The 23,422-nt window shown below is 62.4% G+C and carries 12 protein-coding genes; 7 read left to right on the top strand and 5 right to left on the bottom strand.

From position 1 onward, the window contains the following. Positions 1 to 814: 814 nt before the first annotated feature. Together ARTH_RS16230 and ARTH_RS16225 are read right to left on the bottom strand one after the other, a co-directional pair. Complete coding sequence (locus ARTH_RS16230; protein WP_011693024.1) at positions 815 to 2,326, bottom strand: polysaccharide biosynthesis tyrosine autokinase; 1,512 nt, start codon at positions 2,324 to 2,326, stop codon at positions 815 to 817. A 435-nt stretch (positions 2,327 to 2,761) separates the two neighbouring features. Next, complete coding sequence (locus tag ARTH_RS16225) at positions 2,762 to 3,226, bottom strand: Lrp/AsnC family transcriptional regulator (protein ID WP_011693023.1); 465 nt, start codon at positions 3,224 to 3,226, stop codon at positions 2,762 to 2,764. A gap of 159 nt (positions 3,227 to 3,385) precedes the next feature. Between ARTH_RS16225 and pdhA the strand changes: the two genes are divergently transcribed. From pdhA to ARTH_RS16200, 5 genes are all read left to right on the top strand, one after another. Beyond that, positions 3,386 to 4,609, top strand: coding sequence for a pyruvate dehydrogenase (acetyl-transferring) E1 component subunit alpha (gene pdhA, locus ARTH_RS16220; RefSeq protein ID WP_011693022.1), 1,224 nt, complete (start codon positions 3,386 to 3,388; stop codon positions 4,607 to 4,609). After that, the gene (locus tag ARTH_RS16215; RefSeq protein WP_011693021.1) at positions 4,606 to 5,718 is read left to right on the top strand and encodes an alpha-ketoacid dehydrogenase subunit beta; all 1,113 of its coding nucleotides are present in this window, start codon (positions 4,606 to 4,608) and stop codon (positions 5,716 to 5,718) included. The genes pdhA and ARTH_RS16215 overlap by 4 nt, the downstream gene beginning before the upstream one ends. 4 nt (positions 5,719 to 5,722) lie before the next feature. Further along, positions 5,723 to 7,279, top strand: coding sequence for a dihydrolipoamide acetyltransferase family protein (locus ARTH_RS16210; protein WP_011693020.1), 1,557 nt, complete (start codon positions 5,723 to 5,725; stop codon positions 7,277 to 7,279). A 176-nt stretch (positions 7,280 to 7,455) separates the two neighbouring features. After that, positions 7,456 to 8,529 carry an acyltransferase family protein gene (locus ARTH_RS23215; RefSeq protein ID WP_011693019.1) on the top strand — a complete coding sequence of 358 codons (1,074 nt, stop codon included), beginning with the start codon at positions 7,456 to 7,458 and terminating at the stop codon, positions 8,527 to 8,529. 430 nt (positions 8,530 to 8,959) lie between these two features. Next, on the top strand, positions 8,960 to 11,026 hold the full coding sequence (locus ARTH_RS16200) for an acyltransferase family protein (protein ID WP_011693018.1): 2,067 nt from the start codon (positions 8,960 to 8,962) through the stop codon (positions 11,024 to 11,026). Positions 11,027 to 11,416: 390 nt separating this feature from the next. Here the strand turns inward: ARTH_RS16200 and ARTH_RS16195 are convergent, their stop codons facing one another. Both ARTH_RS16195 and ARTH_RS16190 read right to left on the bottom strand, forming a co-directional pair. After that, a complete protein-coding gene (locus ARTH_RS16195; RefSeq protein WP_011693017.1) occupies positions 11,417 to 12,538 on the bottom strand; it encodes an SGNH/GDSL hydrolase family protein in 1,122 nt (373 codons plus the stop codon). After that, positions 12,539 to 12,889 carry a hypothetical protein gene (locus ARTH_RS16190; RefSeq protein WP_011693016.1) on the bottom strand — a complete coding sequence of 117 codons (351 nt, stop codon included), beginning with the start codon at positions 12,887 to 12,889 and terminating at the stop codon, positions 12,539 to 12,541. It lies immediately after the preceding gene. Positions 12,890 to 13,456: 567 nt separating this feature from the next. On the opposite strand from ARTH_RS16190, the gene ARTH_RS16185 reads away from it, so the two are divergent. After that, positions 13,457 to 14,272, top strand: a complete 816-nt coding sequence (locus tag ARTH_RS16185; protein WP_011693015.1) for an MBL fold metallo-hydrolase — start codon at positions 13,457 to 13,459, stop codon at positions 14,270 to 14,272. A gap of 58 nt (positions 14,273 to 14,330) precedes the next feature. On the opposite strand, the gene ARTH_RS16180 is transcribed toward ARTH_RS16185, so the two are convergent. Further along, entirely contained in the window at positions 14,331 to 17,720 is a 3,390-nt protein-coding gene (locus tag ARTH_RS16180; protein ID WP_011693014.1) for a putative Ig domain-containing protein, read from the bottom strand. 494 nt (positions 17,721 to 18,214) lie between these two features. On the opposite strand from ARTH_RS16180, the gene ARTH_RS23210 reads away from it, so the two are divergent. Next, complete coding sequence (locus ARTH_RS23210) at positions 18,215 to 23,278, top strand: S8 family peptidase (RefSeq protein ID WP_011693013.1); 5,064 nt, start codon at positions 18,215 to 18,217, stop codon at positions 23,276 to 23,278. The last annotated feature ends 144 nt before the right edge of the window (positions 23,279 to 23,422 follow it).

Raw genomic sequence — 23,422 nt, 5'->3', positions numbered from 1 at the left:
GCACGTCTGCGTCGAGGCTCGCTAACGATGACGACTCCAGTCGGGGCCTCCACCGAGGCCGGCTCGCTAGATGCGGTTTTTCTGTTTGGAGTAAGCCCGTCCGGGCCGTCAAGTGCTCTTTCGCGGCGGCTGCTTCGGCAAGTGCTGCAGGCGCACAGCCTCGAGCACGAATTTTGACAGACGGAACGGCTTCAGCTAGGAGGCATTCTCGAAGTTGCCATCGGAGTGTTCTTCGGGTCCATTCGGCTATCCCGGCTCGTCAGTGTCTTGACGGAACGCCCGTAGTCCTTCGCAATCTGCGCAAGCGGCGCCTCGCCCCTTGCGGGCCGCCTCAGTAAAGTCCTCTGCCGCATCGCGACAAACCTCAGCTGGGGCTGCCGACTGTTTGGTCGGTTTCACCAATGATCCACACCCCCCTGCGTCCAGAACGGACACGGAGATGACACCGTAGTCGGCAGGCTGGAAGTGCTTGTCGCAGGTCGGCCGCCACGACGGTAAGATCAGCAAGGCTTATGGTCCTTTAACTGATCTAGTGCTGGGCACCCTCATCGCAGCATGGCCATGGGCCCGTATTTTGTTACGATACGAAATCAATTCTGAATCAAACATGAGGCCAGAATAACCGTCGCTTCAACCCATCCTGTGGCCGGTCCGCTCTTGGGGGGTCAGGCAGCCGGCACAGAGTCTTGCTGGTAGTGGCACCAATCCGACCATCCTGGCGCAGGCGGTGGCTCTGCCTTGGATATGTGGGGCAGCTTCGCCGACGTAGAACCCCGCCCGCTACGGCTGCCATCCATGGATTTGTTTCCTCGGACTACCGCTCCGCGCTAGTCCGAGGAAACACGTGTGCGGGCTGAGATTGCGTTTCCAGAATTTGCCGATCGAAGTCACCGTAGTGAAGGTCTGGCTCGCCAGCATTTGTTTGTTGTCCGCGCTCTTGAGCGTTGGCCTTGGGCCTCTTTGCGGTGGCTGTCGCACCGTCGTGGCTGTAGTAGGTGTAGGCATATGAGTCGGGTCCCTTCACCGGAAGTCGGTTCAGGACGATTCCCAAAACGTTAGCGCCGACCATGTTCAGGGCGCCGAGGGATTTCTCCAGATCGTTTTGGCGAAGCTTCTGAGATCCCACGACGACGACAACTCCGCCTACGTGTTGAGACAAGACTGCAGCGTCTGTGACGGGTAGAAGGGGAGGTGCGTCAATTACGACCGTATCGAAAGCGTCTTCTAACCGCGTGATTAGTTGTTTCATCTCATCCGACCCGAGGAGTTCACTTGGGTTTGGTGGTATCTGTCCCGAAGCCAGTACGTAGAGACTGTCATCACCCCACGGCTGGAGGAGATCACTGACGTCGGCCAACCCGACCAGAGCTGTAGTCAACCCGGCGCTTCGGTCGAGTCCGAGATATTCGTTGATCATAGGACGACGCAAGTCTGCGTCGATAAGGCAAACCTTCTGGCCAGCCTGCGCAAGGGAAATGGCCAAGTTTGTTGCAGTCGTGCTCTTGCCCTCCCCCGGGAGCGAAGAAGTTACGACTACGGTGCTGGCACGTCCTGAAACATTTGCAAATTGGAGATTGGTCCGCAATTGCCTGAACGACTCTGATCGGGGACTCTGCGCAGCAGTTTGGGTGAGCAAAGGCTTGCGCGTCGCATCCTGGTCAAATGAAATCCCACCGAGGAGCGGCAACTCAGTGACTCGTCGCAAGTCAGCCTCCCCTCTAATTCTGTTGTCGAGTGACGTCCGGAGTAGGGCGGCGCCCACCCCGGCGGCAAGGCCCAAAAGGAGGCCAACCATTAGGTTAAGACGCGTATCAGGAGCTGATGGCACAGAAGGCGCTTTTGCAGGTTTTGTGATCGAAAGGCTGACCGGCGAGGTTCCTCCCGTTTTCGGCTTTTCTAACGTGTCAACGACCCTGATAAGGCTATCGGCAACGGCTTGAGCTGTTGCGGCCGCCTGAACTGGGGAGTTGTCCTCGACGGAGATGTTTATCAACACAGTGTTTAGGTCCGTGCTGGCCTTCACTCGCCCTGCTAATTCCTCAGCCGTGCTGGGGAGGCCGAGCGTATCGATAACTGGCTGCAATACTATGGGCGACGCCACCGTCTTTACGTATGACTGGACTCTGGCCTGGCTGAAGGTGTTGCCCTGCTGGAGCTCCTGGACCGAACCAGAACTCTGAATTGCCACAAATAACTGAGTGTCAGCCCGATACGTCGGCTTGGTGAGGACGGATGCGCCACCGCTCATGAGGAGGCCAGCAAGGGTAGCGGCCACGATGAGAATCCAATTACGGCGCAAAATCCGCAAGCTGTCGTGTAGATCCAAACCGGGTCCCCCTGTGTCGATGTCTGGGACCTGCCAGCTGGCATGCCACCAGAACGGCAATATTCCTGCGGTCACGCCAATTGTACCTGTTATTGGCGGTGCGGAGGCGTCTGCCCGCGCTGGTGAACGAGTAACAACCCGAGTGCGTCACTCACGCAACGGACGCTTCCATTGACATGTCACGGTCCGCGATTCGGCGGCAGTTCAGGCACCGTCCTGTCCACGGAGGCAATCCAATTAGGCGGTATAAAGGGCCGGCGCAGAGATTGCACGGCTGACCTCAAAGCGAATAAATCATGCCGTTTGGGCCCTATTCAATGCTCGGAATCACAAGACCGGAAAGGTGCACTTGATTTTGAAGCGCATCTGACTTGCCGGGTTACAGCTGGTGCAGCCGCCTCGTGACTGTCCCGTGCAGCGAGAGCGACCCATCCGCTAACGCGTATCCACATCCTCAAACACCAGAAACGTCTGCGTGTCCAGCACTCCCGGCATCGACTGCAGCTGGTCGAAGATCACGCGGCGCAGGTCCACATTGTCCACGGCCCGCACCAGCAGGATGACGTCGAAGTCGCCGCCCACCAGGGCTATGTGGTGCACCTCCGGGATGGCGCGAAGTAGCTCGCGCAGTTCGCGCCACGAATGCTGCCTGACTTTGAGTGTCACGTAGGCGGAGGATTTGAGCCCGGCCTTAATAGGGTCAACGAGGGCTGTGAACTTGGTCAGCACCCCCTCGCCGGTCAGCCTTGCTATCCGCGTATAGGCGTGCGCCCGTGAGATGTGCACGTTTTCAGCCACCTGCGTCACGGACATCCGCCCGTCCCGGGTGAGCTCAGCAATGATGTTCCGGTCCACATCATCCAGCGGCACCGGCACCTGGTCCGCCTCAGTTTCTGCCATTTGTCCACAACTCCCACGGGTAACGCGGCTCACACTTACGATTCGTCTTTCAGATTAGGCCAGAATTCCGTACTTCTCCACGATTCCGGCCAGGACTGGATACGAAAGTTCCTTCAGGACGATACTGGAAGCGAATAGTGGCTACAGAAGGACGGACCAATGACGATCTCCGCGGACCACACCGCCCTCGGGCAGGACGCGCCGGAACAGCCGGCCGGGAACCATGTGACTGAAGACGCCGCAGCCGAGGCTGTGCGCAAGTTCGGCATCACGGTGGAGGACTACATGCTGCCGGCCCGCCACCAGATCCAGATGGTGGACCAGGACGGCACCCTGAACCCGCACACCGAGCAGGGCGCCCAGCCCGGACACGAGTATTCGCTGCCGGGCGACGCAGAACTGCTGGCCGCGTACGAACAGCTGGTCGTAGGCCGCCGCGTCAATGACCAGAACTCAGCCCTGGTCCGCCAGGGCCGCATGGCCGTCTACCCCTCCAGCCACGGGCAGGAAGCCTGCCAGGTGGCGGCCGCCCTCTGCCTCGCGGACGGCGACTGGATCTTCCCCACCTACCGCGACTCCGTGGCCGTAATGGCCCGCGGCGTGGACCCCGTCCAGACCATGACCCTCTTCCGCGGCGACTGGCACAGCGGCTACGACCCGCTCAAGCACAAGGTGGGCATCCAGTGCACTCCGCTCACCACCCAACTGCTCCACGCCGTCGGCGTTGCCCACGCGGCCAAACTCCGAGGCGAGGACACCGTTGTCCTGGCCATGTGCGGCGACGGCGCCACCAGTGAAGGCGACTTCCATGAGGCCCTCAACTTCGCGGCCGTCTTCCACCTGCCCGTCATTTTCTTCGTGCAGAACAACCAGTACGCCATCTCGGTGCCGCTGGCCCACCAGTCCGTGGCGCCGTCGCTGGCCCACAAGGCCGTGGGCTACGGCATGGCCGGCGAACGCGTGGACGGCAACGACGTCGTCGCGCTCCTCGCCGTGCTGGGCCGCGCGGTCAAGCTGGCCCGCGAAGGCTCCGGGCCCCTCCTGGTGGAGGCCCATACCTACCGGATGCAGGCGCACACCAATGCCGATGACGCCACCCGCTACCGCCAGGACAGCGAAGTGGCCCAGTGGGTGGCCAAGGATCCGCTGAAGCGGATGCAGACGTACCTGACGGCCCGCGGACTGCTGGACGACGACGGCGCCGCTAGGATCGCGGACAAGGCGGAGGCAGTTGCCACGCAGCTCCGCGAAGGCCTAGGGGAGGACGTCCCCGTCGACCCGCAGGACCTCTTCCGGTATGTCTTCTCCACACCCACCCCACAGCTAAAGGAGCAGTCCGCCATGCTTGCTGACGAAATCTCCCGGGACGGGGCCGCAAAATGAGCCCCACCGTCACCACGTCCTCCGAGGTCAACGGCAACGTCAGTGCCGCCACGGCCCGCGCCGCCGCCAAGGCGGCAGCCACTGCTGAATCAACCGGCCCGCAGACCATCACCCTCGCCAAGGCCCTGAACACCGCCATGGCCGACGCCATGCACGCAGACCCCTCAGTGCTCGTCTTCGGCGAGGACGTCGGCATGCTCGGCGGCGTCTTCCGGATCACCGACGGCCTCACCAAGACCTTTGGCGAGTCACGCTGCTTTGACACCCCGCTGGCAGAGTCCGGGATCGTCGGCATGGCCGTGGGGATGGCCATGAACGGCATGCGTCCGGTGATCGAGATGCAGTTCGATGCTTTCGCCTACCCGGCCTTTGAGCAGATCGTCAGCCACGTGGCCAAGATGCACAACCGGACCAAGGGTGCGGTGAAGCTTCCCATGGTCATCCGTGTCCCGTACGCCGGGGGAATCGGGGGCGTGGAGCACCACTGCGACTCCTCCGAGTCCTACTACGCGCACACCGCCGGCTTGAAAGTCTTCACCCCGGCCACCGTGGCCGACGGGTATCGCATGCTCCGTGAAGCCATCGACTCCGACGACCCCGTGATGTTCATGGAGCCCAAGAAGCTCTACTGGTCCAAGGACCTGGTGGACCTGGACGGACTACGCGCCGAGCATGCGGCCAACACCGAACGGGGAACCTCGTCGGAAGGCCGCGCCGTCGTCGCCCGTCCCGGCACCGATGCCACGCTGATTGCTTACGGTCCGTCCGTGCCCACAGCGCTGGCCGCAGCTGCCGCGGCGGCCGAGGAAGGCCGCTCGCTGGAAGTGATCGACGTTCGTTCCATCGTGCCCTTCGACGACGAGACCGTCTGCGCGTCGGTCCGCAAGACCGGCCGTGCAGTGGTGATCGCCGAAGCCCATGGGTTTGCCTCCGTGTCTTCGGAGATTGTGGCCAGGGTCCAGGAGCGCTGCTTCCACTACCTGGCCGCGCCGATCCGGCGCGTCACCGGCTTCGACGTGCCGTACCCGGCGCCGAAGCTCGAGCACTACTACCTGCCCGGCGTGGACCGCATCCTCGACGCCGTTGACGACCTCCAGTGGGAAGACTGAACAGATGAGCGAAACGAAAGTATTCCTGCTGCCGGACCTGGGCGAAGGCCTCACCGAAGCCGAGCTTGTGAACTGGCTCGTGGCCGTGGGCGACGAAATCCGGGTGGACCAGCCCATCGCCGAGGTCGAGACCGCGAAGTCCATGGTGGAAGTCCCGTCCCCGTACGCCGGCACAGTTGCCGTGCTTCACGGAGAGCCAGGCCAGACCCTGGACGTCGGCAAGCCGCTGATTTCGGTCGCGCCCACTGGCACCTTGGTGGTCGAGCCTGTCGAGACCAAGCCCGTCGAGACCAAGCCTGTCGAAACCGCCGCCGCCGAAACTTACCGGGAAGAGGAAAAAGCCGGCTCCGGCAACGTCCTCATCGGCTACGGAACACCCGGCGGCCACGGTGTAGCCCGCCGCACGCGCGCGCGGAAGCAGCCGGTCGTCGAGCCTGTCGAGACCGGTTCTGTCGCAACTCACACCCCGGTAGTTGAGCCTTTCCGTTCGGTGGTTGAGCCTGTCGAAACCACAAGTGCGGAAAAGTCCGCCGACGATGTCCTGCTCCTGCGCACACGCGTGCCGGGAAAATTGGGGGCGGTGATTTCGCCGCTCGTCCGCCGGATGGCCCGTGACCACGGAGTTGACCTGGGAGGACTCCAAGGATCAGGCGCAAGCGGGCTGATCATGCGCAAGGACGTCGAGGCGGCCATAGCTCCCGCGCCCGAGGTAAAGCCGCCTTCGGTGGTTGAGCCAGTCGAAACCCGCCGCCCCGTGGCCGCGGCGCGTTCGGTGGATGACCGACGTTCGGTGGTTGAGCCTGTCGAAACCCGCCATCGTGAAACCGACCCACGAACAGGCCTCGGCATCACAGCACGAACGCCGGTCCGAGGAGTCCGCAAGGCAGTGGCCGCGAACATGACGCGAAGCCGCTCCGAGATCCCAGAAGCCACTGTATGGGTCGATGTGGATGCCACAGCGCTTGTGGAAATGCGTGCGGCGCTTAAGAAGTCCGATCCGCACAACACCCCGGGGCTGCTGGCATTCATCGCACGGTTTGTGACGGCGGGACTGAAGAAGTATCCGGAGCTGAATACCAGAATTGTCACCACAGAGGACGCCGCAGGTGGGGAGAGCCAGGAAATCGTCGCGTTCGACGGTATAAACCTGGGCTTCGCCGCGCAGACGGACCGGGGACTTATGGTGCCATCGGTGCGCAATGCGGGCAAGATGAGCGCCCGTGAGTTGGACGCTGAGATTCGCAGGCTCACAGCGGTCGTGCGTGAAGGCAAGGCGACACCTTCAGAGCTGGGAAGTGGCACCTTCACTCTGAACAACTATGGGGTCTTCGGAGTGGACGGCTCAGCAGCGATCATCAATCACCCGGAGGTTGGAATCTTGGGCGTAGGGCGCATCATCGACAAGCCTTGGGTGGTCAACGGCGAGCTGGCCGTCCGCAAGGTCACGGAGCTAACACTCACCTTCGATCACCGCGTGTGCGACGGCGGAACGGCGGGCGGCTTCCTGCGGTACGTGGCTGATGCGATCGAGAACCCGGGGTCCGTGCTGGCAGATATGTAGGTATGACGGGACAGGAACTACATGCGTTTTGGGTGTTCGGCATTTACTTCGGACGCCCCTGCAGCTCTGACTGAAATTCCGCTGGTGCCATTGGACAGAAACGTCAAGGGCAGTTAGCCGGTCTTTCGGGCCGCTGTTTACCGTTCGGAAACTGGGTGCCGGTAAAGTTCGGGACTATGACTAAAACTGGGGATAGGGTCGCCGCGCTTGACGGCATCCGAGGTCTTGCAATTCTTGCCGTCGTTGCCTATCACTCCGGGTTGCCGCTCCGATATTCGGGCGTGGTCGGCGTGACCATTTTCTTTGTCCTGTCGGGCTACCTGATCACCAGCATTTTGGACCGCGAGCTGTCGCAGACTGGCCGCGTCGCGCTGGTCAAGTTCTACATGCGCCGATTCCTTCGCCTGGGCCCGGCCATTGTCGCCGCCGTTATCCTGACCACCATATTCATGCTGGTGACTCGTGACCCGCAGCTCGCGGGGAACTACTGGCTTCAGGTCGTCTCGACCCTGACCTACACCAGCGACTTCTTCATGGCCGGCGTCGCCGACATGCAGGTACTGGGACACACATGGTCACTGTCCATCGAGGAGCAGTTCTATCTTGTGTGGCCGCTGGCCCTCGTGGGCACCATGGCGGTAGCCAAGAGCCGGAAGCATGCCGTCTGGATCGTGGCTGGCGCCGCGCTGCTGGCGCTGGCGTGGCGGCTGGCCGCGCCGATGGTGTTCAGCGACTGGGAGCGGACCTACTACGGTCCCGACACGGTGTTCTATGCGCTGCTCATCGGATGCACGCTCGCGCTACTGCCTCGTGGATCGGTCGAAGTTCCGCGCTGGGCCGGATATTCAGCGGTCGCCGTGCTCGGTGTGCTGGCTGCCATCCCGAGCATTGAGGTGGACGGGATTGACCGGACAGTCACCCTCTACGTCGGCGCGGCGGCTGCACTCTTCGCCGTCGTGGCGGTGGCGGCGGCACCCAAGTTGAAGCTGCTCACGATCAAGCCGCTGCTGTTCGCCGGCACAATCTCCTACGGCTGGTACATCTGGCATCAGATCTTCTTCAAGGTCCAGCCATTCGGCCTTCAAGTCGAGGGGCTCAAGATGACTCTGCCCCTACTCGCGGCCTCAGCACTGCTTGCCTGGGCCTCGTTCAAGTACTTCGAGAAGCCCATTCAGGACCGCTACAAGCACCGCTTCCACGCAGGCCGGGCAACCGAGACGCAGGCTGTCACCGAAGCCGCCCGCACCTAATCACCGGCAGTGCCCTACAATTGCGGCCATGGGGAACACTCTGAAAGCACCGCCGATCTTCCACCTACTCGCTTGGTTTCAGCACCGGGCCAGCCTGTGCACCGTCTGCCACAAGAACCCGAAGGTAACTGCGGCAGACGGCGACAACCGTTACTGCTCGGAAGACTGCGCTAATTTGGACGGAGAGATTCAGTCCATCGCATAAGAGGTTGGGATGCACCCGCAGGACTGTCGGTGGCCGGCATCTTGTGAACGATCTGTCGCCCGACGTGCCAAAACTGGCGACTTATCGGCCCCCATTTAGCGGGCAGAAACCCGAGAGCTGTAAGCTTCGGGACGAGGACCAAAGATGGGGGAGGGTCCACAGCCTTGAGCTGGATTATGCCCCCCACAATTTCTGTGTGGTAGTCACCACAACCGAGGGGGACAAGTGGGCCTGGCTCTAACGCGAGGACATAAGACCAAGGATCAATTCAGACCTGAAATTCAGGCTCTTCGTGCTTTGGCCGTTTCCCTCGTTGTCGTGTATCACCTGTGGCCGACTCGGATCGAAGGCGGCTACGTAGGCGTTGACGTCTTTCTCGTCATCTCCGGATATCTCATCACGATGCACTTACTCAAGGGTTTTGCGGAGTCTCCACGCCTGCGGCTTAGTGACTTTTACAGCGCCCGCATTCGACGTCTCCTGCCCGCGTCACTGTTTGTCCTGGCTGTGGTCGGAATCTCCACTTTCGTCCTCTTGCCGCAAACCCTGTGGGGCACAGTAGGGAGACAGGTGCTTGCCAGTGCGTTCTACGTCCAAAACTGGGTGCTTGCCGCCGACTCAGTCGATTATCTCGCCGCCGGCGCTGGCGCAAGCCCTGTCCAGCATTATTGGTCGCTGTCGGTGGAGGAGCAGTTCTACCTTGTGTGGCCACTCTTCTTGATCTCGCTGCTGTGGATTGTCAAACGACTCGGCGGCAGCCGCCGATTGACAGTTTCTTTGGGTGTTGCCACTGCCACTGTTGTCTCGTTCGCAGTTTCTTTGATCTCTACTGCCTCAAGCCCCCAAGACGCATATTTCGTTACTCCGACGCGGATATGGGAATTCGGGGTGGGCGCACTGTTGGCGATCTGCATGACGAGGCAGGTCGGATCGAAGCCATTCAGGTCCGCCCTCTCTTGGGTAGGCGTTGTGGGTGTTCTCGCGTCAGCGGTCATCTACACGGGTTCAACCCCGTTCCCGGGTTATGCCGCGCTGCTGCCAGTGCTGTCCACGGCCGCGGTGATTGCTGCTGGCAGTGTCGATACTGCGTGGGCGCCAACAAGGCTTTTCTCCTTACGCCCAGTCCAATTTCTCGGTGACATTTCCTACTCGCTCTACCTATGGCACTGGCCGCTCATCGTTATTGTCCCCATCGCCGTCTCTGGCATCGGATCAACGCTTACTAGTGCGGCCAAGGTGGGAATCATTGTCGCAAGTGTCGTCTTAGCCTGGACCACGAAGGTGCAAATCGAAGACAGATACCGCCGTCGCCCTGAACGATCACGGCGTCGGGTCAGCGGCGGCCCGAGGTCCAGGACTGTTCTAGCGTCCGCGCTGGCTGGGATGATGCTTGTCGGACTGGTGGGAGGCTCTGCGGCCGCGGTCAGCCATAGTAGAGTCGCGGAGGCAACCGCCGAGCTGGCTGAATTCGAGTCGGGGCCGACAGAGTGTCGTGGCGCTAGAGCGCTCGACCCGTCCGAGGCGATCATATGTGGATCTACTCAAAGCCAGACGGTCTTCCCGGATCCGCTGATTGCCTCCGCAAGCGCTGCCGACCAGGGGTGCCAGCAACGCGTCACGAGGGCAGCTGTCATCAGCTGCATGTACGGCAATTCTGGAAAACTGAAAGTTGCTATGGTGGGCGACTCGCATGCCAACCAGTGGTTTCCGGCCGTCGCAAAAATCGCCGAGGACAAAGGTTGGACCCTGACTACCTATTTCAAGTCAGGATGCGCGTTTAATATGGCGCCTTCTGGCCATAAGAGCTGTGCCGAATGGAATTCCTCCGTCAGATTGAGCCTTGCAGACGGTGGATTCGATGTGATTATTACTTCCAATGTGGCCACAACTGACTACGTAGGCGGTTACACCGCTGGTGTAGAAGGCTTCCGAAGGACGTGGCAAGGCCTCAATGACGGCGGCGCCAAGATCATTGCCATTGCCGACACGCCCCGGGCCAGCTCTGCCGGCGTCGCCGATCCTCCTTCATGCGTCGAGGCCAAAGGAGTGGATGGATGCTCATTCGACAGGGCGGAAGCGCTATCAAGCGATCCTCAGAAAGAGGCAGCCGAGGACATGGACCTAGTCGATTACCTCGACATGAACGACCTGTTTTGTATTGAATCCAAGTGCCCCGCAGTAGCAGGGAGCGTCCTCGTCTATCGGGACGGCAATCATATGACTACGACGTACGCGCGCTCCCTGACGACATACCTTCAGAAACGCATGTCTTTCGCTGGTATCCGCAACTAGCGGATCTAATGGTTGTCGAAGTCGCACGGTGCTTACCGGGCGGCTTCTTAGCTGATGCTTGGACTCCTCGCGCCCTCTTGCCCTAGACTTGCCGCATGTCAACGCCCCTCGACCGTCTGCTGATGTGGTTCAACCATCCGCGCACGTGCTGGACGTGCGGCGTACCCTCGCCCGATCACTCGTTCTGTTCGGACGAGTGCGGGAAAGAGTACGCCGACAACATTGCCTAGCCGCCCCGCGTGAGGTCAGCGACCAGTGCTTCTAGTAGCGCGAGGCGTCCAGATCCAAAGCCTGCTCCAGCATCCGTCTCCCACCAGGCGTTCTCACTTCCGTCTGATCGGTCACACCCATCCATAATCTCGCGCAGTTGGGCTTGCGCATCCGTCATGTTCATCGCGGAACGATGAAGCTGGTTACGTTGTCGGCGATGGCCGAGTGGCCGAGATTGGCCGGGTGGACTTCGTCAGCGTAGAGTCCACGAGTGTCGCCGGACACCTGCGGGAGGCGGGCTGAGAGGTCCAGGAAAGCTACCCCGTCGTTTGCCTGCGCAAGTTCCTTCATGGCTTGGACGTACTCGGCCCACGTTGCCACGGCGCTGACCGGGGAGCGGCGGTGCATGGCTACCAGCAGAATGGACGGCGGTTTGGTGGGGATCGCACCCCGGTAGCGGTCAATGTTCGACTGCATGTGGATTTTGTAGTTGGCGATGGAGAGCGAGCCGAACGCAAAGTCATTGATGCCCAGCGCGATAATCACGAGCGATGGTTGCAGCATCGTCGTGAGCGATCCCTGATAGAACTGGATGCCGTTGAGCTGGAAGTTCTGTGCGCCCCAGCCGGAGTGCGCGCCGTCGATGACGTGGATACCCTTGGTCTCGTCACCGTTGTAGACGAGCAGACCGTCAATGAACACGCTGCCACCGCTCACCCATGCGATAACGACGGTGTGCGAGCCGGACGCGCCGAGCGGAATATCCGTGGTGAAACCGTCCGTCAGGGATCCCGCCGACTGCGAGACAGCCGACGACACGGTGCCGCCATCAACCTGCCAGGTGAATGACCCGCCGCCCGACGACTTGGGATAGACCACCTTGGCGGATGTGCCGGTGACCGTGAACGTCACAGTGTGACCCGCTGCGGTGAGCTGTGCGTGCCGGGCACCAAAGCCGAAGCTGGTTCCCGTAGTGACGCCTGCCGAGCGGACAGCCATATCGCCGGGCATGTTCACGACGTTCATGGCGGGCACGTAGTGGAGTGTCGTTCCGGGGCTCCCGTCCGTGGGGAACCGGCTTCGCAGGTTCTCTTTCAGGCGGTCCTGCCAGCGGTTCCGAATGTTCAGGGTCGCGCCTGCGCCTTCACTGATGGAGTCGCCCACCACGAGGATCTTGCAGGGCGCGAAATGCCGCCCGGCCAGTGAGGTATGGAAGAGCCCGAGTGATGCCGAGGTCTTCGCATAGAGGGCTTCCAGGCCAACCTTGGATGGCTGTACTGCGGGGGCGTCGAGGATACCCAATTAGCTCACCACAATCTGGGGGACGTTGGTTGCCGCGCCAGCAGCGTTCCGGGTGATGGTCGGCTGCGTGCATGTCTTAGTGACGGGCGAGCCGTAGGTGATGTTGTACGCAAGGACGCCGCCGAGGGTGTCGCGGCTCGTGATCGTGAGCGTTCCCGGCGAACCGTCAGGCCACAGCACGACGGCGGACGCGACAAGGTTGCTGCCGTCCACGGTGACGGCCCCGGCAATGAGTGTGTCCGGGTTTTTAGCGAGCTGGATCAGTCCGGCATAAGTGAGATTTTGTACCCTGAGGGGCAAGCCTTTTTCAATGGTTCCGACGGCCAGGCGGTGGTGCGACCTTCCTGACATACGGAAATATTTCAGCTGAAGTACGAAGGGTGCGGCCGCCGCGCAGTGCGCCAAACCGAAGAGCCTGGTTCGGCGCAGTCCGAGACCTCGTTCTAGGGCCGCAGATCAGAGTGCTCGCTACACGTGAGGCTAACAACTGATGTTCCGTTGCTGCCGTCAGGCGGCCCGTAAGATGTGACGTGGTTCGTGGTGACCCCACACGGGTCGCAGTGCGCCTTTTGTTGTTTGGTAGCCATATCCAGATCGTAGGCAGGCGGAGGTTTCCCGTTGGTTACCAGTGTGAAAAGAATTAGAGTCAGGGCGCCTCATGCCTCTGCCGAAAAAGGGGGCAAGACAGGCCCGGACGGTCGACGCTCCGACTCAGACGAGCCCCTTGGCCCCGGCGCTGGAACGGTGCGTACCGGCGTCGTGCGTCTCCTGACGACCAGGAAGCGTAAGGAGGCTCCGTTATTGCTCCGCAGACTCTTATTGCTCCGCCGCCGCGTGCATTTCATCGGCCTTCCAACAGCAAGGCGTGGGTAGAATCGAGGCCTACGATCGCCGGAACGCATGAATACGGAGAACAGAATGTCGCGATGGATGGAGGTCGGCCAGGACAACTACGTGCTGACCACCGAAGGCTCGAAGCTCAATACCGGACTCATAGTCGGCGCCGAACGCGCCATGGTGATCGACACCGGCGGCGGACCCCGGCAGGGCCGGGAGATCCTGGCTGCCGTGCGCGAAAAAACCCAGCTGCCGCTGGTAGTGGTGAACACCCACGCCCACTACGACCACTTCTTCGGCAACGCCATCTTCGCCGACGAGGGGGTTACCGAGTTCTATGCCCACGAGAACTGCGCACGCGAGATTGAGGAAAACGGGGACCGGCAGCGCCGCTCGGTCGCCACTCTGGAACCCGAGATGGCAGCAGGCGAAGGTGCCGACGCCGAACTGGTGGTCCCCAATGCAATCGTGAAGGACCAGCCCGTCCTGGTAGACCTCGGCGGCCAGACCGTCACCCTTTTCTACTTGGGCCGCGGCCACACCGATGGCGACCTGCTGGTGGGCACGTCCACCACGTTGTACGCCGGCGACTTGGTGGAGCAGGGTTCACACCCGTCGTTTGAGGACGCCTTCCCGGAGGAATGGGCAGATGCCCTGCGGCACATCTCCGCCCTGAGGCACCGCTACGAATTCCTCATCCCGGGCCACGGCGACCCCTGCAGCGACCAGTTCGTGAAGACCATGGCCAACACCATGTCCACCGCCGTCCGCCAGGCCATCCAGTCCATCCGCGACACCCCCAGCGACGCCACCAAGGCGATCCCGGTGCTGCCGTACGGACCGGAACAGTCCCGCTGGTTCATCAAGCGGCTGCAGGAGACGCAGGCGGGGCACTGACCCCTGAGGTGGTTGGCTGCCGCCAGCGTGTTGTGACCACTCTCTTGGGCAGCCCCGATTAGCCGGACTGCCTGCCGACCAGGACCGGGACTGTTGCGTTTGTGGTTGTGCCGATGCCAAGTTGGCCGAACTCATTGTTACCCCAGGCGAGGAGACTTCCGTCGGCTTTTAGGGCGTACGCCGAACCATCTGTCGTCATGAGTTGGCGGACGTCGCTGATCCCTTGGGCTCTCCCAGGAACCCATGAATCCGTTGTCGTGGCGTTGCCCAGCTGACCATAGCCGTTCCATCCCCAGGCCCACACCGTGCCGTCTTTTTGCAGGGCATGGACTGAGGAATAGCCGTTCGTGATGATGCTCAGGGTTTGGGACAGGCCCGTGACCTGAACAGGGGTTGGCGAAGGCGTGGTGCTCCCGATCCCTAGCTCACCTTGCAGGTTTGCTCCCCAGGCCCAGGTTGTGCCGTCCTTCCTTAGCGCGTAAATGGATGCGGAGCGTTTCGCTTCAATGCTGGCCACGTCTGAGAGCCCGTTCACCCTGACGGGTACCGAGGAGTAGCTTCCGTAGGAGCCGTTTCCTAGCTCTCCCCAGCCATTGGAACCCCATGCCCAGACCGTGCCATCAAGTTTCAGCGCAATCGCCGCTCCGCCGGAACTCTTGACGCTCGTAATGTCAGTGAGTCCGACGACCTGGACCGGCACGGGGGAAGTAGTTGCGGTGCTGCCATTGCCAAGCTTGCCTGAGGAGTTGTCCCCCCACGCCCGGACGGAACCGTCCGCCATGACCGCATAAGCCACGTAGACTCCGCTTCCAGTCGTAATGCTCTTGGCACCCGTGAGTTCCGGGATCTGAGCTGGGGACGACTGGTTCGCGTAGTGGCCGGCTCCCAGCTGGCCGCCCCAGTTGGCGCCCCAAGCCCACACGGTGCCGTCCGCTTTGATTGCAAAAGCTGATTCTTCCTCGCTGGCAGTAACAGTTTGAACATCGCTCAGTCCCGTCACCTGAACGGGGACAGCGGAATTTGTGGTGGTTCGGTTGCCCAGCTGACCGTAGGCGTTGTTTCCCCACGCCCAGACGGTTCCGTCTGTCCTCTTCGCGTAAACGGCCCCGCCGCTTGTGGTGGCGACGCTTTCCACGTCAGTAATTCCCGTGACCTGGACGGGCGCGGCAGAGTCGGTGGTGGCGCCGTTTCCGAGTTGCCCTGCATTGTTCCGCCCCCACGCCCAGACTGTGCCGTCGTTCCGTAGGGCATATGCCGCTGAATGACTTGCACTTACAGCTTTGATGCCTGCGAGTCCGGCTGGTGCGACGGTAAGGGGTGCACTGAGGGCTGTCCTAGAACCGTGGCTGTCAGTCAGGGCGACCACCAGGGGCTGCACGCCTGCGGTAGTGGGCGTGCCCGTGATGCTGCCGTTGGAGGGCTCGAGGCGAAGCCCCGGGGGAAGGGACCCGGATGTAATGGTCCACGTGTAGGGTTTCGTGCCGCCGGACCCGTTCAGGCTTGCCGAGTAGGCTTGCCCTACCGTTCCTGTGGGTAGTTCGGCGGTTGTGATGGCAAGCGGTGCCGTCGATGTTCCCGGTGCTTGGACGGGCGTTCCTTCGCAGGGGTTCGGTTCTGCGAGATTCCACGTGAGCGTGTTGACGTCTCTCCATTCGCCAAGTTTGAATCCCATCACTTCGATGCCGGCGACGGCTCCGAGGCGGGAGGCGAAGCCGATTTCGATGGGGCAGGACCATGTCTGATTTCCGTTGCTGGTGGTGACCGCGATCTCTGCTGAGACGTACGGGCCGGCGCCGAAGGTGATCCCCGCAACGCCGTAAAGCTTGATGGTGGCATCGAAGTCCAGGGACAGGGCAGCGGTCAGGGAAGCGGTCGCCTTGACGTCGTTTTGCACGCCCGCCGTCTGCGGCTTGGTGTTGATCAAGTTGAAGGAGCCGTCGCGGTACTTGATTCCGACATCCGACGAAATGCTTTGGGCGGTGACGAAGGAGATTTCCGCTTCACCGGTGGCGGTGAGGTTCAATGCAACTTCCGCCTCCGCAGTGACCACCACGGGGACCGCCCCGGGGTAAACAAAGATGGCCTTCAGTACGCCCAGTTTGGCGCTGGCTTTGCCTTCCAGGCTGCCGCTCACGCTCACGGAATGCTGGGCCGTGAAGGACGGCGTGAGCACCACAGATGCTTCTTTGAGCTGGAGGAACCCGGCCTCGAAGGTCATCTTTGCTCTCGCCGCGGCCTTAATGGTGGACTCCACGGTGATGGAGCCGCCGCCATGGAGCTGGTCGGTCCCAAGTTCGGCCTTGAGCGTCTTCTTCACCGAGAACGACTGGGAGAACACTTCTCCTTCGACCGTGGCCTCCGGCTGTGGGATTCCGGAAGTAGGAGCCGCGCCGGCCGGCGGTGTGGTGACGGTGACGTCCGGTTCCGGAGTGAACGTGGACCACTCCGGGGACCCGCTGAGCTCAAGGAGTCCCGAGGTGGACACCACAGCCTCCGTCAAGGTGGCGGGCCTGGTTTTCACGACCGTCACCCCGCCCGGGTCCCGGACGACCTGGACCACACGAACCAGCAATCCCTCCGGGGTTCCCGTCGTGACACCGGCCACAAGCACATCGTTGGGTCGGATCTCCGAGGCCTTGTCCCAGGGGAGCGTCAGGACACCGGCCGAGAGCTGTGCCGTGTCCAGCTGTGCCGCGTCGAGGATCTCAACGTCCGGGGCCACCGTCATTGTCCCGGCCGCCGGCGCGGCAGGGTCCGCCGGGACCTTGTCCGAGGAGTACCGGTACAGGAATGCGGCCATCGCGTCCCGGGCGATCCCGCTAAGCGGCCGGTACTGGCGCGCGCCGCCTCCGACGTCCCAGCCCGTGGAGATCCCGGAGGACGCCAGCCAGGTGATTTCCCGATAGAACGCGCCGCCGGCGACGACATCCACAAACGGGGACTGTGCCGGGGTGGTGAACGGCGGGGACTGGTCAAAGCGGTACAGGAACGCCGCCATCGCATCGCGGGCGATCGGGTTCCACGGCCGGTACTCGCGCTTGCCGCCCCCGACGTCCCATCCGGTGGAAATGCCCTTCGAGGCGAGCCAGGTGATCTCCTTATAAAACGCCGCCCCGGGCGCCACGTCTGTGAACGGAGACGGATTCGGCGGGGTGAACGCCGGCGATCCGGCCTTCCGGTAAAGGAACGCCGCCATCGCATCCCTGGCGATACTGTCCAGTGGACGGTACTGCCGCACTCCGCCGCCGACATCCCACCCGGTGGAAATGCCTTCCGAAGCCAGCCATGCGATCTCTTTGTGGAACTGGGACGAGTCCGGCACATCAGCGAACGACACCACATCCTCCACCACAGGATCGGCCGCTATAGCCGCTGGCAACACCCCCAAAGCCGGTGCGACAACAAACAAGACCACAGCCAACAAACGCGCGACACCGCGAGAAAACACCGCTACCCCCAAAAAACGGACTACCCAGAAGACCAACTAAAAGGCTTTCCGGCCGTGAAAACAACACTGAGCCACATTGAGACGCGGACTCTCTCGTGCAGTGGGAGGAGCCGCGGGCCAGGCACTGAGCGGACTGGGGGAGCCGTCGTCGGCCTCCGGTTGCCCGCCGCATGGCCGGTCAGCAGGGGCGCCGGCACGGTGGCGGCCGTCGCCAACAACGCCAATGGCATCACGCAGACCTTCCGGCCGGGCACGGCCGTCCTGCGCGACCAGATGGCAGCGTTCATGTACAGGTGCGCAACCAGTCGTGAGGGGAGGCGGATAACGCTCGACCCGAGGGGATCACGGACGCTGTGCCCGCACTCTCAGGCGAGTGTGTGGTCGGCAAGTAATAAATAAACTTGTTGTTACAATCAAGCGGGACATGCGGTTCGCTGTCTTTGATTCCGCGTTCCGTCTCTTGGGGGGCGACGCGCTTCCCCTAGGATGCACGAATGTTGGATGCGCTGTGCGCACGTTTAGCCGGACGTATTGTCTTGGCCGGTGTTGTTTCCCTTGTCAGCGCGTCACTGGTCTCCACACCCGCCGTCGCTGACGACGAATTGGCGCTTCCTCCCGGGAACGTGACAGGGCCGTTGCACCCCTCCGATGTATTGACGGACCAATTCATCGTCAAGTTCAAGGAGAAAGCTAACGCGAGTTCGGCCGACCGAAATGAAGCATACGGACGCGTCACCCGGGATTTGGGGATTCCGGTAACCGACGTCCGGGAGACCGCCACTGGAGCGCGGGTCTTGCAGACCGGCACGGCGCTCGCGGGGCCCGCATCGGACAAGGTACTGGCGAGCCTGCGAGCTGACCCCGACGTCGAATTCGCTGAGCCGGACGCCCGGATGTACCCCTTGGCCGACCCAGACGACACGTATTACTCGCTGCAGTGGGACATGTTTGAACAAACTGGTGGGATGCGCATGCCGCGCGCGTGGTCCGTTACCAAGGGCAGCGGTGTCGTTGTGGCCGTCATTGACACCGGCATCACCGACCACAGCGACCTGAACGCCAACGTCCTTCCCGGATACGACATGATTTCAAGTTCCGCCATAGCCCGCGACGGTGATGCACGGGATGCCAACCCAAGGGACGAAGGGGACTGGACCTTGGATGGAACCTGCGGGGCCGGCACTACGGGTAGCTACTCCTCCTGGCACGGCACACATGTGGCAGGAACTGTGGCTGCCATCGCGAACAACGGCCAAGGCGTGACCGGTGTCGCACCCGAGTCGAGGATCCTTCCCGTTCGCGCGTTAGGGGCATGTGGAGGCTACACCTCCGACATTGTGGATTCGATCGTATGGGCGGCCGGCGGGCTCGTTCCCGGTGCCCCCGTCAACCCGACCCCTGCCCGGGTGATCAACATGAGCCTCGGCGGGAACCGGGCCTGCTCCACTGCGTATCAGACGGCCATTGATTTCGCATACGGCGCTGGAGCAGCTGTTGTGGTCGCGGCTGGCAACGAAAACCGCCCGGCGGCCGATTCCGCGCCGGCGAACTGCCAGAACGTCATCACGGTGGCCGCCAGCGGACGCTCCGGAAGCCGCGCACCATACTCCAACTACGGAGACGCCGTGGATGTGACCGCTCCCGGCGGTGACATGACTTGGTCGGCGCAGGATGGGATCGCGTCTACCAAGAACAACGGTGCCTACAGCGCTGTTGCTGAAGGCTACTTCTACTCACAGGGAACCTCCATGGCGGCTCCCCACGTTTCGGGGCTCGCTGCGCTCCTGATGGCTGCTGGTGGGAGTCAGGTGACCCCCAAGAGCGTTGAAGACAGAATCAAGGGCACCGCGCGGGTTATGCCGGGAAGCTGTAGCGGAGGATGTGGAGCCGGCCTTGCGGACGCAGCAAACGCATTGGGGGTACCCGTTCACGAGATCGTCGCCGTGGCTACACCGGCTCCGGTGGTATTCGCGGATCCCGATGGTACCGCTGGCGACACCTATACGATTCCCTCCACGGAAGGCGTTGACTATGTCGTCGACGGCTTACTGGTTAGAGCTGGCACATACCCCGGCCAAGGCACTTTGACTGTCACGGCGAAAGCCCAGGCTGGTTTCATGCTGGCGTCCGGCGCACAGACGGAGTGGGCCCACTCGTTTGACACTTCGACCGCTGACCCGGACATTACCGGTCCGGTGTTGGCGAGTTCGTCAGTGTCTCCGACGTCGTTCAATTTGGATGATGGGCCCGGGACGGTGACTGTGTCCGTGCGGCTGACGGATCAGACGGGGGCGGAGGCTCCGTATGTGCTGCTGCGGCACGATGCGTCGGGTCAGACTCAGGGCTTTGGTGCTTTGGCGCTTGTTTCGGGGGATGCCAAGGATGGTGTCTGGGAGCGGTCGATCACGATCCCGCAGGGTGCGGCGACAGGTCAGTGGAAGGCCAACCTGTATCCCTTGGATGACGTGCTGGGCAACACGTCCACGGGGTTCCAGACCATTGGAACTGTTGATGTGGCCGGCACCCCTGCCGATATGACCGGACCGGTTTTGGCGAGTTCGTCAGTGTCTCCGACGTCGTTCAATTTGGATGAAGGCCCGGCGACCGTGGTCGTCTCCGTGCGACTGACGGATCAGACGGGGGCGGAGGCTCCGTATGCGCTGCTGCGGCACGATGCGTCGGGTCAGACCCAAGGCTTTGGTGCTTTGGCGCTTGTTTCGGGGGATGCCAAGGATGGTGTCTGGGAGCGGTCGATCACGATCCCGCAGGATGCGGCGACAGGTCAATGGAAGGCCAACCTGTATCCCCTGGATGACACGCTGGGCAATACGTCCACGGGGTTCCAGACCATTGGAACTGTTGATGTGGTCCGGTTGAATCGCGCTACGCCGGCTGACGTCACGTTTACCGATAAGGACGGGACTGCCGAGGACACCTACACGGTCCCGGTGACGGACGGCGTTGAGTACCTGGTGGCCGACGCGGTCGTCGATGCTGGGACGCATCAGGGGTCGGGGACCGTCACCGTGAGGGCTCGGGCCACTGCTGATTATGTCTTGGCCGAGGGCGCCACGGCGGAGTGGTCCTTCAACTTCAAAGCGACTCCGTATGCGGTGACCCCTGCCGCCGTCGTAATTGTCGATAAGGACGGAACTGCCGAGGACACCTACACGGTTCCTGCGACCGAGGGTGTTGAGTACCTGCTCGGCGATGCGGTCGTTGAGGCTGGGACGCATCCGGGGTCGGGGACGGTCACGGTGAAGGCCCGGGCCAAGACGGATTACGTTCTAGCCGAGGGCGCCGCGGCGGAGTGGTCCTTCAACTTCAAAGCGACTCCGTATGCGGTGACGCCTGCCGGCGTCGTGTTCACGGATAAGGACGGCACTGCCGAGGACACCTACACGGTTCCTGCGACCGAGGGTGTTGAGTACCTGCTCGGCGACGCGGTCGTTGAGGCTGGGGCTCATCCGGGCACCGGCACAGTTACCGTGCGAGCACGAGCCAAGGCCGATTACGTCCTGGCTGAGGGCGCGACCGCGGAGTGGAGCGCCACGTTCAAGGCGACGCCCTACTCGGTGACCCCTGCCGCCGTCGTATTTGTCGATAAGGACGGCACTGCCGAGGACACCTACACGGTTCCTGCGACCGAGGGTGTTGAGTACCTGCTCGGCGACGCGGTCGTTGAGGCTGGGGCTCATCCGGGCACCGGCACAGTTACCGTGCGAGCACGAGCCAAGGCCGATTACGTCCTGGCTGAGGGCGCGACCGCGGAGTGGAGCACCACGTTCAAGGCGACGCCCTACTCGGTGACCCCTGCCGCCGTCGTATTTGTCGATAAGGACGGCACTGCCGAGGACACCTACACAGTTCCTGCGACCGGGGGTGTTGAGTACCTGCTCGACGAAGCGGTCGTTGAGGCTGGGACTCATCCTGGGTCGGGAACTGTGACAGTCAAGGCTCGGGCAAAGACCGATTACGTCCTGGCTGAGGGCGCGACCGCGGAGTGGAGCGCCACGTTCAAGGCGACGCCCTATGCGGTGACCCCTGCCGCCGTCGTATTTGTCGATAAGGACGGCACTGCCGAGGACACCTACGCGGTTCCGTCGATGGAAGGCATCGAATACCTCCTCGGGGACACCGTCGTCGAAGCAGGAACGCACCAGGGATCCGGGACAGTCACTGTGAGGGCGCGGGCCAAGACGGATTTCGTCCTGGCCGAGGGCGCGACCGCGGAGTGGTCCTTCACCTTCAAGGCGACGCCCTATTTGGCGACTCCCGCCGCCGTCGTATTTGTCGATAAGGACGGCACCGCCGAGGACACCTATACAGTTCCGGCGACCGAGGGCGTCGAATACCTGCTCGGGGACAATACAGTCGAAGCCGGAACCTACCCAGGTTCGGGGACGGTCACGGTGAAGGCTCGGGCCAAGGCTGATTATGTCCTGGCTGAGGGTGTCACAGCCGAATGGTCTGTCACGTTCAAGGCGACGCCCTACTCGGTGACGCCTGCCGCCGCCGTGTTCACCGACAAGGATGGCACTGCCGAGGACACCTACAGGGTTCCGACCACCGTCGGTGTCGAGTACCTCGTGGCCGGCATCCTCACCGGTGCGGGCGACTACCCGGGCACCGGGACGGTCACCGTCACCGCTCGCGCCAAGCCCGACTACGTCTTTGCCGAAGCCGCTATCGCCGAATGGAGCACCACCTTCAAGGCGACCCCTTATTCGGTGACACCTGCCGCCGTCGTCTTCTCCGACAGGGACGGCACTGCAGACGACACCTACACTGTGCCCTCGACGGAGGGCGTCGACTATCTCGTGGGCGGTAACGTCGTGACAGCCGGGACCCATCCAGGCACCGGAACAGTCACGGTTACCGCGCGGGCGAAGGCGGACTACATCCGGGCCGAAGGGGCCGCAGCGGAATGGACAGCCACGTTCAAAACCACCGCGGCAGCCTACGAGCCTCCGGCCGTCTCACCGTTCGCGGACGTTTCAACGGGCCAGCAGTTCTACAAAGAGATGGCCTGGCTGGCTGAACGGAAGATCTCCACAGGCTGGACGGAAGCGGACGGGAGCCGGAGCTACCGGGCGCTCCAGCCGATCAGCCGCGATGCCATGGCCGCCTTCCTCTACCGGATGGCAGGATCACCGGACTACACGCCGCCTGCGGTATCGCCCTTTGCCGACGTCCTGACCGGCCAGCAGTTCTACAAAGAGATGGCCTGGCTGGCTGAACAAAGGATCTCCACAGGCTGGACCGAGGCAGACGGGAGCCGAACCTACCGGCCGCTGCAGCCAATCAGCCGCGATGCGATGGCGGCGTTCCTGTACCGGATGGCGGGATCACCGCAATACACCCCGCCGGCCGTGTCACCGTTCGCCGATGTTTCCACCGGGCAGCAGTTCTACAAGGAGATGTCCTGGCTGGCCGAGAACGGCATTTCCACCGGCTGGACCGAAGCCGGGGGAGCACGGTCCTACCGGCCGCTGCAGCCCATCAGCCGCGATGCGATGGCGGCCTTCCTCTTCCGGCTGGACGGCCTGATCCACTAGGTAACCGAATGTCATGACAGCAGGAGCCCTGGCGCGAGCGTGCCGGGGCTCCTCGCGTTTTCCGGCCCGGTCCCCTGCCCACCGCTGTGTTACGCAAGTGACAGGGCGCAACGAGTGTGAGCAGTGATACATTCTGCTAGTGAC

The sequence above is a fragment of the Arthrobacter sp. FB24 genome (assembly GCF_000196235.1).
GTDB lineage: Bacteria > Actinomycetota > Actinomycetes > Actinomycetales > Micrococcaceae > Arthrobacter.
Note: the sequence above shows the minus strand (reverse complement) of the source record. Positions and strands in the feature narration are given on the sequence as shown.